Annotated in this window: 12 protein-coding genes; 5 read left to right on the plus strand and 7 right to left on the minus strand. The window is 67.5% G+C overall.

Annotation, left to right across the window (positions count from 1 at the left end; genetic code table 11):
• Window positions 1-61: 61 nt before the first annotated feature.
• The 3 genes from L8F96_RS15460 to L8F96_RS15470 are packed head-to-tail and all read right to left on the minus strand — an operon-like array spanning window position 62 to window position 2339.
• Window positions 62-838, minus strand: a complete 777-nt coding sequence (locus tag L8F96_RS15460) for a molybdopterin-dependent oxidoreductase (protein ID WP_334656554.1) — start codon at window positions 836-838, stop codon at window positions 62-64.
• Complete coding sequence (locus tag L8F96_RS15465; RefSeq protein ID WP_334656555.1) at window positions 835-1692, minus strand: cytochrome b/b6 domain-containing protein; 858 nt, start codon at window positions 1690-1692, stop codon at window positions 835-837. The genes L8F96_RS15460 and L8F96_RS15465 overlap by 4 nt, the downstream gene beginning before the upstream one ends.
• Before the next feature lie 38 nt (window positions 1693-1730).
• Window positions 1731-2339 (minus strand): hypothetical protein, encoded by a 609-nt coding sequence (locus L8F96_RS15470; protein ID WP_334656556.1) that lies wholly within the window; start codon window positions 2337-2339, stop codon window positions 1731-1733.
• Between the two features lie 214 nt (window positions 2340-2553).
• Here L8F96_RS15470 and L8F96_RS15475 point away from each other — a divergent pair, with 214 nt between their 5' ends.
• Complete coding sequence (locus L8F96_RS15475) at window positions 2554-3066, plus strand: MarR family winged helix-turn-helix transcriptional regulator (protein WP_334656558.1); 513 nt, start codon at window positions 2554-2556, stop codon at window positions 3064-3066.
• 14 nt (window positions 3067-3080) lie between these two features.
• On the opposite strand, the gene treF is transcribed toward L8F96_RS15475, so the two are convergent.
• Window positions 3081-4682 carry an alpha,alpha-trehalase TreF gene (gene treF, locus L8F96_RS15480; protein WP_417158995.1) on the minus strand — a complete coding sequence of 534 codons (1602 nt, stop codon included), beginning with the start codon at window positions 4680-4682 and terminating at the stop codon, window positions 3081-3083.
• A 166-nt stretch (window positions 4683-4848) separates the two neighbouring features.
• Here treF and L8F96_RS15485 point away from each other — a divergent pair, with 166 nt between their 5' ends.
• Genes L8F96_RS15485 through L8F96_RS15495 form a run of 3 tightly spaced genes read left to right on the plus strand, consistent with a single transcriptional unit; the run spans window position 4849 to window position 8509 of the window.
• Window positions 4849-5676, plus strand: coding sequence for a phytanoyl-CoA dioxygenase family protein (locus tag L8F96_RS15485; RefSeq protein ID WP_334656560.1), 828 nt, complete (start codon window positions 4849-4851; stop codon window positions 5674-5676).
• Window positions 5677-5713: 37 nt separating this feature from the next.
• Window positions 5714-6652 (plus strand): SDR family NAD(P)-dependent oxidoreductase, encoded by a 939-nt coding sequence (locus L8F96_RS15490; RefSeq protein WP_136450391.1) that lies wholly within the window; start codon window positions 5714-5716, stop codon window positions 6650-6652.
• Between the two features lie 39 nt (window positions 6653-6691).
• Complete coding sequence (locus L8F96_RS15495; RefSeq protein WP_334656561.1) at window positions 6692-8509, plus strand: flavin-containing monooxygenase; 1818 nt, start codon at window positions 6692-6694, stop codon at window positions 8507-8509.
• 2 nt (window positions 8510-8511) lie between these two features.
• On the opposite strand, the gene L8F96_RS15500 is transcribed toward L8F96_RS15495, so the two are convergent.
• From L8F96_RS15500 to L8F96_RS15510, 3 genes are all read right to left on the minus strand, one after another.
• On the minus strand, window positions 8512-8808 hold the full coding sequence (locus L8F96_RS15500) for a hypothetical protein (RefSeq protein WP_334656562.1): 297 nt from the start codon (window positions 8806-8808) through the stop codon (window positions 8512-8514).
• Between the two features lie 4 nt (window positions 8809-8812).
• Window positions 8813-9229, minus strand: a complete 417-nt coding sequence (gene rnk / locus L8F96_RS15505; protein WP_334656563.1) for a nucleoside diphosphate kinase regulator — start codon at window positions 9227-9229, stop codon at window positions 8813-8815.
• Between the two features lie 268 nt (window positions 9230-9497).
• The gene (locus tag L8F96_RS15510; RefSeq protein ID WP_334656564.1) at window positions 9498-10604 is read right to left on the minus strand and encodes a serine hydrolase domain-containing protein; all 1107 of its coding nucleotides are present in this window, start codon (window positions 10602-10604) and stop codon (window positions 9498-9500) included.
• 125 nt (window positions 10605-10729) lie between these two features.
• Between L8F96_RS15510 and L8F96_RS15515 the strand changes: the two genes are divergently transcribed.
• Window positions 10730-11137, plus strand: a complete 408-nt coding sequence (locus tag L8F96_RS15515) for a hypothetical protein (protein ID WP_052742367.1) — start codon at window positions 10730-10732, stop codon at window positions 11135-11137.
• The last annotated feature ends 327 nt before the right edge of the window (window positions 11138-11464 follow it).

Genomic DNA, 11464 nt, shown 5'->3' on the forward strand with positions numbered 1-11464 from the left:
GGAAACGCACCAATGCGCCGCACGCTCCGCCGCCGTGTCGGATCGGGGAAATCGCGCGCGGTCAGATCCCCGCACACCATTGGTAGCCGCGATCTTCCCAATAGCCGCCGTTGCCCATGCCCAGATGATCGAACCGCTCGATCGCCTCGATCCGCATGACATATTTGGCCATCTTGTAGCCCAGCTGCCGCTCGACCCGCAGGCGGACCGGCGCGCCATGCGCCACCGGCAGCGGCGCATCGTTCATCTCATAGGCAAGGATCGTCTGCGGGTGATAAGCGTCGAGCAGCGAGATCGTCTCGTAATAATCACCCGTGCCGTCCAGCGTCAGCTCCAGCGTGTCGGCGCAGTAAAAGACGAGATATTTCGCCGCCGGCTTCAGCCCCGCGCGGTCGAGCAGCGGCCCCAGCCGCGCCCCCTTCCACCCAGCGATGCACGACCATCCCTCGACGCAATCGTGCCGCGTGATCTGCCGCCGCGCGGGAGCCGCGCGCAGATCGGCCAGCGACAGTGACAGTGGCCGATCAACCAGCCCGCCGATCTCCAGTCGCCAGTCGGCAAAGCCGCTCGCCGCCAGCGCCTGATATTCCTCGCTGTCCGGCTGCGTGCTGCCATTGGCGCGGAAATCGCGCGAGATCGCGCTGGCGGGATATTCGCGCGCCAGCGTGCGATCAGCGGCCAGGTCATACAGCGCCTGGTTCAGCCCGTCGGCGCTCGACAGCAACCGGTTGACCCCCTGCGATTGCGTCAGCCGGTCGCACCCCGCGGTCGCCAGCCCGAGCAATGAGGCGCCGCCGCCGCGCAGCCACGCCCGCCGGCTGATCGCCCGATCGCTCATGCCGCGCGCTCCTCCACGCTCACCGCCGGCTCAGGCCGGATCGCGAACCATCCGGTGATCATCGAGCGCAGCTCGTTCAGCGGGCCGGCCAGCACCACCATCGCGATATGGACGAGCACGAACAGCACCAGCCCGCCCGCCGCCAGGAAATGCAGGAAGCGCGCGCTCTGCCGCCCGCCCAGCATCACCGTCAGCCATGGCAGCAGCGCATTGACCGCCGGCGACATCGCCAGCCCGGTCAGGATCATCAGCGGCAACAGGCCGAAGACGACCGGCAGATAGGACAGTTTCTGCAGCACATTGTAGCGCCGCGCCTCCTCGCCATGCGGCAGGCGCAGCCGTGCGTGATCGGCGATCGCCCGGCCCAGATGCGCCAGATCCGCACGGCCGGGGATCAAGGTGCGGCGTACCCGCCCGCTCGCCAGCCCCTGCGCCACATAAAGCATCCCGTTCAGCACGAAGATCCAGGCGAAGAAGAAATGCCAGCGTCGCCCCGCGCCGAGGTCAAGCTCCGCCGGCAACGTCGCCCAGGCGGGCACCGCGCGCGGCACCATCTGTCCGTCGGCGGTGCGCGACGCGCCCAGGACGCCGGTCGTATCAAACGTCCGGCCGAACATCCTGAGCGCGCCGCGCGTCTCGCCATCATCATTGGTGGTGGTGACGATCGCCGCCGCCGGATCGGCGAAGTGCGACGTGTCGCCCCAGTAGAAGGCCGGGTGGGCACACAGGATCTGCAGGCCGCTCAGCAGCAGCACCAGGATGCACGCTGCATTGATCCAGTGCGTCAGCCGCACGATCGGACCATGGCGATAGATCAGGATCCGGCCCCGTCCGGCCGGTCTGTCCGCCTTCATCGCTTCGCCCTCCCGGCCGAACCTGGTTCCTCAGCCGATCACATCGGCGGCGCGGAGCCGTTGGCGCCGACCGCAACCGAATTGGTCGCCAGCCCGCCCGGCGTCATCGCCGCCGGGATGAACACCCGCGCGCCTACCTTGACCAGGGATCGCGGGCCCGGCCCGATCTGAACGATCGGTGTCCTGGGCGGCACGACGATGCGGCGGTTGCCGGTCGGATAGCTGACGGTGAAGGATCGGCCCTGCGGGCTGGCGACGACCTTGCCCACCGTGCCATTGGTCATCATCGAGCCTTTCCTGAGGCCCCAGCCATAATGGCCCTCGCCGACCTTCACGCCCGGCGGAAACACATGCACTTCCAGCGACCGGCCAGTGCCGTCGGCCTGCGGCATTTCCGCGGTACCGATGAAACTGCCACTCTTGATCTGCTCCACCGACACCGGCTTCGTCACCTGGACGTTCCAGTCGGACGCCAGCTTCACCGTCTCGGTCTTGCCGGCGGCGGTCTTGACGCGAAGCGCGGCGGGCGAGACGCCCGTCACGGTACCGCGCAGGAACTGCATCTGTGGTGTGGCGGCCGGATCAGCCGCAACGGGCGTCGCGGCAAACAGCACCGCACAGGCGGCGCTCATGGTCGAATAGCGCATTCGAACCTCTCCCAATGGGTGACGCCCGTGGCGCCACGATGCGGCGACGCTTTTCTCACGTCGACTCGCTTATAGTAGCGCGCGGCTAGATTGCGCACAATACAATAAGCGATGCTCCGTGCTGCGTGCTACCACGACCTTGTTGTAACAGGCCGTATCCGCTGGATAGCCGGTTCAAGCGCAGCCGGAGTCACGGATGATGGGCGAGAGGCAGATGGATCAGGACATGCATTCTGGCGGCGCGGCAGCGCTGCCGGCCGATTTCGCGTCGGAGGCGCTGAAGCTCGAATGGCAATTGTGCTTCCCGCTCTACGCCGCCTCGAACCTGCTGACCCGGCTGTACCGTCCGGCGCTCGACGAACTGGGGCTCACCTACCCGCAATATCTCGTGATGCTGGTCCTGTGGGAAAATGACCGGCAGAGCGTCAGCCAGATCGGCCGCCGCCTGTATCTCGACAGTGGCACGCTGACTCCGCTGCTGAAGCGGATGGAGGCGAACGGCCTCATCGCGCGCCGCCGCGACGTGGAGGATGAGCGCCGCGTGCTCATTTCACTGACGGCAAAGGGCGACAATCTGCGCGACGTGGCGCGGCATGTCCCTGAAAAGATGGTGACCAACCCCGCGCTCACCCCGGAGGAGGGCGAAACCCTGCGCCGCATCGCGCGCAAGCTCGTCGAAAACCTCGCCGCCCGGCCGGAGCTGTCGGGGCGCGGCGGCGCCGGCTGAGCCGCGCCGCGCCTCTACAGGTCGGGATACCGTTCCAGCAGCGCGCTGGTCACGCCATTGGTCCAGCCGAAGCCGTCCTGCGTCGGATATTCGCCGCCGCCGCCGGGCTTGCGCTCCTCGACGTCATATTTCTCCAGCATCTTGCCGGTGTCGGCATAAGCGGCCGTGACCGTCCCCAGCCAGCGCCGCGCGATCTCCTTCGCCAGCGCGCGTTCGCCATTCTTCTCCAATCCGGCGATCGCGATCCATTGCAGCGGCGCCCAGCCGTTGGGCGCATCCCATTGCTGCCCGGTGCGCAGCGGCGTGGTGCGCAGGCCGCCGGGCGCCAGCAACGTGCTGCGCACCGTGGCAGCAACAGCGCGCGCCTGCTCGGGCGAGGCAGCGCCCGCGAACAGCGGATACAGCATCGCCGCGGTCACCGCCGATGTCGGGGCCTGCGTCACCCGGTCCCAATCGCCGTAGCGCCCTTGATCGGCGACCCAGAAATACCGGTTCAGCGCTGCGCGCCGCTGCTGCGCCAGTCTGGTGAACCGCGCCTGAGTCGCCCGATCCCCGGCCGCCCCGGCACGCCGCGCAATCGCCTCCTCCATGATCAGCATCAGGCTGTTGAGATCCACCGGCACGATCTCCGTGGTGCGGATCGAGGCGAGCCGCTTCGGATCGGCCAGCCAGCGGCTGCTGTAATCCCACCCGCTTTCCGCTCCCGCGCGCAGGTGGCGATAGATCACCTCTGCGCTGCGTGACCGGTCCTCGGCGGCGGTCGCGACATCCTCGGCATAGGATTCATCGCGCGGCAGCGGGCGATCGTCCCAATATCGGTTCAGCAATGTGCCATCGGGCATCCGCACCACCCGCGCGCACGCCCCGCTCGCGTCGAGGCAGGCGGCGCCCTTCATCCAATAGGCATGTTCCCGCTTCAGCGCCGCCAGCCGCCGCGCGGCGAGCGCCGGGTCCTCGTCCTTCGACAGGTCCAGCATCAGCGCAAAGAAGGGCGGCTGCGATCGTCCCAGATAGTAACTGCGCATCCCGTTGGGGATATGGCCATAGCGTTCGATCGTGTCGGTGAAATCCGCCAGCATCGTCTCGACCAGCGGCTGCTGATCGTCGACCGCCAGGCCCAGCATCGTGAAATAGCTGTCCCAATAATACATTTCGCGAAAGCGCCCGCCCGGCACCACATAGGGCTGCGGCATCGGCAGCGCGGAGGAACCCGCGACCACCGGATCGGCGGGCCGCACCAGCATCGGCCACAGGCTGCGGATATGCTGCCTCAGATCGCCGGGCTGGCGATCGTTGACCCCCGGCACGGTGAAATTGGCCAGCACGAACGCACGCAGCGCCGCCGCATCGCGCGGCCGCTGCCGGCGGTAATCCGCCATGATCGCCGACGGGTCACGCTTTGCCGTGGCATCGACGAAGGTCTTGCCGTCAGGGAAGATCCGAAGCGTCTGCACCGCGCGGAACAGGTCGCCATATAATGCGGCGGGGGAGGCGGGCGCGACCGACCGCGCCACGGCCGGCATCGCGCTCTGTCGCGCAAGGGCAGGGGAGGCGGGTTGGGCGAGGAGAGCGCCAAGGATCAGTATCGTTCCAGCCGTCGCCCGCCATTGCCGCATGCCTCATCTCGCTCCTGTCCACCTGGCTACACCGCCCCGCTCTGTAGCGGCAACGCAGCAGCACGCACCCAGTTCGCCCCACACGTCCCGCTTCGTCCAGCCGCCGCTTTGCGTTTGACATAAGTGAAACACGTTATAGGTTCTTCGCCAAAAGCGAGAGGATGCCATGGTCGTCGACTGGGCGGAAAAGCGTGCCGCGTACCAGCGGGACGGGGTGGTCCACATCCCGGGCCTGCTCGATCCCACGCAACTCGCCGCCACGCTCCGGGCGTGGGAATGGAGTCTCGCCAATCCGACGCCGCGCAACGCCCCCGCGCTGAAGCGGGACGGCACGCCGCTGTTCTACAACGATTCCTTTCACCCTGATGTGCTCGATGGCTATGCTGAGATGCTGGAAAGCTCGCCGATCCCGGCGGCGTGCGCGCAATTATGGGGCCGCGATCCCGTCTGGTTCATCTACGAACAGGTGTTCCTGAAGGAAGGCGGCGATACCCGCCGCACCCCTTGGCATCAGGACGGCTCCTACATCCCGATGGATGGCGAGGATAATGCCGTCGCCTGGATCACCTTCGAACCGCTCGCGCGCGAGGACAGCCTGGAATTCATCCCCGGCTCGCACCGGGGCCCGATGTACAACACCTCGGCCTTCGATCCGAACGACGACACCCGCCCGATCGACGATCGCCTGTCGCTCCCCCGCCTGCCCGATGTCGAGGCGGAGCGTGACCGGCATGACATCGTCTCCTGGGCGGTCGAGCCGGGCGACGTCATCTTCTTCCACTTCCGCACCCTGCACGGCGGCGCGCCGACGCGCCCCGGCCAGCGCCGCCGCACACTGACGCTGCGCTTCTTCGGGGAGCGCACGCATTATGATCCCAAGGCGGCGAAATCCCTGCCCAACTTCCCCGACATGGCGACCAAGCTGAAGCCGGGCGACCCGATGCGCGCGCCCGGTTTCCTGCGCCTCCACCCAAAGACGGCCGCAACCGCGTGACCCAGCGCCGTGCCACCACGACAAGGAGAGCATCGCGATGAAGGATTTCGGCGGAAAGCTGGCGGTGGTCACCGGCGGTGGCACCGGCATGGGCCGCGAACTGGTGCGCCAGCTCGTTGCCGAGGGCGCCAGCGTCGCGATGTGTGACCTGTTCGCCGACAGCATGGCCGAAACCGTGGCGCTGTGCGAGGCGGACGGCGTGCCGCAGGGCGTGCGCATCACCAGCCACATCGCCGACGTCGGCGACGAGGATCAGGTGACGCGCTTCGCCGCGGAGGTCGCGCGCGACCACCAGAGCGATCACATCCACCTCCTCTTCAACAATGCCGGCATCGGCGGCGGCGGCAGCTTCGTGCTCGACGACCGCGCCGAATGGGACCGCGTGTTCCAGATCTGCTGGTTCGGCGTCTATTATTCCTGCCGCGCCTTCTTCCCGATGCTGGAGCGCGCGAGCGAAGGACATATCGTCAATACGTCGAGCGCCAACGGCTTCTGGGCGGCGCTGATGCCCGGCGTGTCCCAGACCGCCTACAGCGCGGCGAAGTTCGCGGTGAAGGGCTTCACCGAGGCGCTGGTGACGGACCTGCGCAACTATGCCCCGCATATCAGGGCGTCGATCGTCATGCCCGGCGGCGTCGGCACGCCGATCGGCCTCAATTCGCGCCGCGTGCTGGCCGGCGCGATGACCGACGTCACCCGCCGCAAGCTGCGCCAGCATCTGAAGATGATCGGCATGGAAGGCGCCGACACGATGGACGATGCCGCGCTGGAGGCGGCGCAGTCGATGCTCGCCAAGCGGTTCGAGGAACTCGCGCCGACCAGCGCCGCGCGTGCCGCGACGATCATCCTCGATGGCGTGAAGGCCGAACGCTGGCGCATCCTGGTGGGCGAGGATGCCGAGCGGCTCGACCGCCGCGTCCGCGCCGAGCCGGAGCGCGCCTATGACCCCGATTTCCTCGCCTACGCCGCAGAATAGCGCCTGGGCGACTTACTCAAAAAAGAACGGAGAGGCACGATGAGCAACAGCGAGACCCAGGAGGCGGTGCTCGAGGCTGATTTCGACATCGAGGCGCTGCGCGCGCGCTACAAGGCGGAGCGTGACAAGCGCCTGCGCACCGACGCCGACCGTCAGTACAAGGAGCTGTCCGGCGATTACGCCCGCTACGCCGAGGAAGACCCCTATGTGGAACCCGGCTTTACCCGCGAGCCGCTGACCGATTTCGTCGAGGTGGCGGTGATCGGCGGCGGGTTCAGCGGGATGCTCGCCGCCGCGCGGCTGAAGGAGAAGGGCGTCACTGATCTTAGCATCATCGAGGCGGGCGGCGACTTCGGCGGCACCTGGTATTGGAATCGCTATCCCGGCGCGCAATGCGACATCGAAAGCTATTGCTATTTGCCGCTGCTCGAGGAGCTGAATTACCTCCCGAAGGAGAAATATTCCTACGTCAACGAAATCTACGAACACTGCCAGCGGATCGGGAAACATTATGATCTCTACCCGATCACGCTGTTCCAGACGCGCGTCTCCGAACTCGCCTGGGATGACGCGGAAAAGGTCTGGGTGATCCGCACCAATCACGGCGATGCGATCCGCGCGCGCTTCGTCGTCTCGGCGCTCGGCACCGCCAGCCGCGCCAAGCTGCCCGGCATTCCCGGCATCGAAAGCTTCGAAGGGCACAGCTTCCACACCAGCCGCTGGGACTATGGCTATACCGGCGGCGACACGACCGGAAACCTGTGGAAGCTGGAGGACAAGAGCGTCGCGATCATCGGCACGGGCGCCACCGCGATCCAGTGCATCCCCGCGCTCGGCCGCCATGCCAAGCAGCTCTACGTGTTCCAGCGCACGCCCTCATCGGTCGACACGCGCGGCAACAAGCCCACTGATCCCGAATGGGCGCAGTCGCTGCAACCCGGCTGGCAGCGCGCACGGCGGCACAATTTCGCCGACATTATCGAAGGCCGCCCGTTCGAACATGACCTCGTCAACGACAATTGGACCTCGATCTTCCGCGAGGTTCAGTCCTTCGTCATCCGCAACGCGAAGACGATGGGGCCGGAGGCGGCGATCCGCCACGCCGAGGTCGCCGACTTCCGCAAGATGAACCGCATCCGCCAGCGCGTGGACGAGGTGGTGAAGGATCCCGACACCGCCGAAAAGCTGAAGCCCTGGTATCGTCAGTTCTGCAAGCGGCCGACCTTCAACGACGAATTCCTCCCGACCTTCAATCGCCCCAACGTGACCCTGGTCGACGTCAGCGAAAGCAAGGGGGTGGAGCGGATCACGCCCAAGGGCCTCGTCGCCAACGGCCGCGAGTATGAGGTGGATTGCATCATCTACGCCTCGGGGTTCGAGATCACGACCTCGTTCAAGCGCCGCGTCGGCTTCGACATCAAGGGGCGCGACGGCGTGCTGCTGCACGATCATTGGGCCAATGGGTACAGGACGCTGCACGGCTTCGCGACCACCGGCTTTCCCAACTGGTTCTACATCGGCGTGTCGCAGAACGGCCTGTCGGTGAACATGACCGCGATGTTCGACGATCAGGCGCAGCACATCGCCTATATCATCGCCGAGGCGAAGAAGCGCGGCGCAACCGAGGTGGAGCCGACGCCCGAGGCGCAGGACGCCTGGGTGACGACGATCAAAAAGCTGTCGGTGGTGAACCGCGCCTATCTCGAAAGCTGCACGCCCGGCTATTACAACAATGAGGGGGATCTGGAGGGCGGCCAGGCGGGGCAGACCTATGCACCCGGCATCAACGCCTTCAACGCCTTGCTCGCCGACTGGCGCAACAATGGCGAGCTACAGGGGCTGGCGCTGCGCGCCTAGGGTCAGCCCAGCAAGGGCGCCGGCGCCTCGGCGCCCTCGCGCGCCATGATCCGGGGCGCCGGCGAACAGCCGCACCGCACCGGATCATGCGCGATCATGTCGCCGCTCGCGATGACGCCGAACGTGCGCTCGTCGACATAGCGGACCGGCTCGCCGTTCAGCATCGCCAGCCGGGCAGCGCCATAGCGGTGGTGCTGCCCGTTCGCATCGTGCGAGGTGAACACCGCGCGCTGCTCCACGACGAAGACCGTCAGGCCGGCAGCGTCGGTGCAGCGGTGGCGGGCGAGTTCCTCGATCACCCGCTTACGTCCGGCTGATCGGCGTGACGCTGACGATGCGCAGCAGTCGCTCGCGCCCGTCGCGGTCGGGCCAGCTGATCGAATGGCCCGCGCGCATGCCGATCAGCCCGGCCCCGATCGGGGTCAGGATCGACACGCGGCCCTGCGCGATATCGGCGTCGCCGGGATAGACCAGCTCCACCATGCGCCGTGCGCCGCTCTTCTCGTCGACGAATTCGATGCGCGAGTTCATCACCACGGTCTGGTCGGGCAGGTCGGGCGCATCGCATACGGTCGCGCGGTCCAGCTCGGCCAGCAGCATCGCCGCGGAGTGCGGGTGGCGGCGCTCGGCGCTCAGCGCCAGATCGAACAGCGCGTCGCATTCGGCCGCGACGAGATAGATCGGCGGCGATTCCACCGCGAGCGAGGGTTGATGGTTCATGACAGTTACAGCTTCTTCCGCTTTATCGACGGCAGGAATCCGGAACATTGCCGGGGCCTGCCCACAGGTCTGATCGACAAAGGCCCGAACTCAGGCGGCGCGCGGCCGTCCGGAGCCCGGGCTACGGGCGCGCGGCGAGTTGCCCGGCGTGGTGGCGAAAGCGCCTGAATGTCGCGGAAGCGTACATCTTCCGAATTTGATGATCGCGGGCCGCTGAGTCAACCTTGCCGGCCGCAACGGCGCGATGGCGCGTCGGCGGGGGGGGGCGTCAGCGCGCCGCGATCAGCGCTGCCGCGACAAGGTCATACATCCACGCCGTCCGCGTCGTGCCGCGATTGGACAGGACGATCATCATCGCGTCCTCGTCGGGAAAGCGCTGGAAATCGGTGATATAGCCGTTGGTGCCGCCGGTGTGGCCGATCATGGCCGTGCCGCGCGGCGCCTGGATCGCGACGCCCAGCCCGAACGCCGCGCCCGCCTTGCCGTCGGGCGGCGCCACGGGGTTGCGGATCATCTCCGCCTGCATCGCCGGGCCGATGATCTTGCCTTGGCGAAGCGCCGCATCGAGCGCGATGAAATCCGCCGCGCTCGCCCGCACCGCGCCCGCGCCCAGCTGAACGAACGCCCAGTTCACCGCCTCGCTCAGCGCCCCCCGCTCGCCATTATAGCCCTTGGCCAGCCCCGGCTCGCTGACGGGGACGAGGTGCCCGGCCTCGATCAACGGCGGTTCGATGCTGGCGCTGCGCATCCCCGCGGGACGGAACACCATCTGCTCGACCAGGTTGGCGAAGGGCGTGCCGGTCGCCCGCGCCGCCGCGTCGGCGAGCAGCTCGAACCCGAAATTGTTGTAACTCCGCGCGGTGCCGGGCGCGCTCTTCAGCGCCCGTTCGCCCGGCGTCAGCGCGGCGAAGAGGTCGCGCATCGCGGCTGGATGATCGCTGCGATAGTGATACAGCAGCCGCAGCGTCAGGTCGTCGATTCCTGACGTATGGTTCAGCAACATGCGCAGCGTCACGCCCGACCATTCCGCCGGCGCATCGGCGATATAGGCGGTGATCGGCTGGTCCAGCGACAGGGTGCCATTCTCGACCAGCGCCATGATGGTGAGCGCGGTGATATACTTGCTGACCGAATAGATCTTGAATCGCGTGTCGCGCGTCACCGCCACCTGATTGACGATATCCGCCATCCCGCAACTGCGCTGCAACGCCTCGCGGCCCCGGATGCTGATGATCACCACGCCGGAGAACCGCCCCTCGGCGCATTCCGCGTCGATCCGCGCGCCGATCGCCGCCAGCGCCTCGGGCGGGGCGGGAAGCGGCTTAGCGGCAACAGTCAGCATGGCGGTACAGGCGAGGGCGATCTTGCGGAACACGGGCACATCCTCATTGACTACATCTGTAGTCGTAACGTCCCCGCTCGCTACCTGCAAGGTGCCGCTTCGGAACAGATGTGTGCCGCCCCGGTTATCCTGATGCTGTCCGCCAAGGGAGAAGATAGATGAAGACCATGGTTCTCGCACTTGCCGCCGCTACCTTGGTCGCCGGCTGCGGCAATAACGGCCGCGATGCCGCCGCCGAGCGGATGGAGGACGCCGCCGAGGCCAATGCCGCCGCCGCTGGCCCGACGCCGGTCGCGCTGGGGCTGAGCGAGGCGCAGCTGCTCGACGCCGACCTCATCGGCCCGAACAATGTCGAGATCGGCGAGGTGCAGAGTCTGGTGCGCAACGCCTCGGGCGCCGTGGAGGGCCTGATCGTCGAGGTGGAGGACACCAATCCCGACCGCTACGTGCAGATTCCGCTGACCGGCCTCAACGTCGTGCAGCGCGGCGACGATCGCGACCTGTCGACCACCATGACGCGTGACCAGCTCGCCGCGCTGCCGGACGTGCCGCTCCCGGCGCGCTGACCCCGACCGGCGGGCTGGGCCGGCGGGCTGGGCCGGCGGGCTGAACCGGCGGGTCGACACCCGGCCCCGGCCCCCCCCCCCCCCCCCCCCCCCCCCCCCCCCCCCCCCCCCCCCCCCCCCCCCCCCCCCCCCCCCCCCCCCCCCCCCCCCCCCACCCCCCCCCCCCCCGACCCGCCACCCGTCGCCACATCCTTCACAATCCAGGGATTTTCGCTGCGTGGGCCTTACCGGCGCGGTGGTTGGCGGCAAATCTGTCCGTTCGTGGGGGTGGCACTCGCGCGTTTTTCGCGATAGTCCCCCAGAACCGTTGGCTTTGCCGAAATCATC

The sequence above is a fragment of the Sphingomonas panaciterrae genome, assembly GCF_036890205.1.
GTDB lineage: Bacteria > Pseudomonadota > Alphaproteobacteria > Sphingomonadales > Sphingomonadaceae > Sphingomonas > Sphingomonas panaciterrae.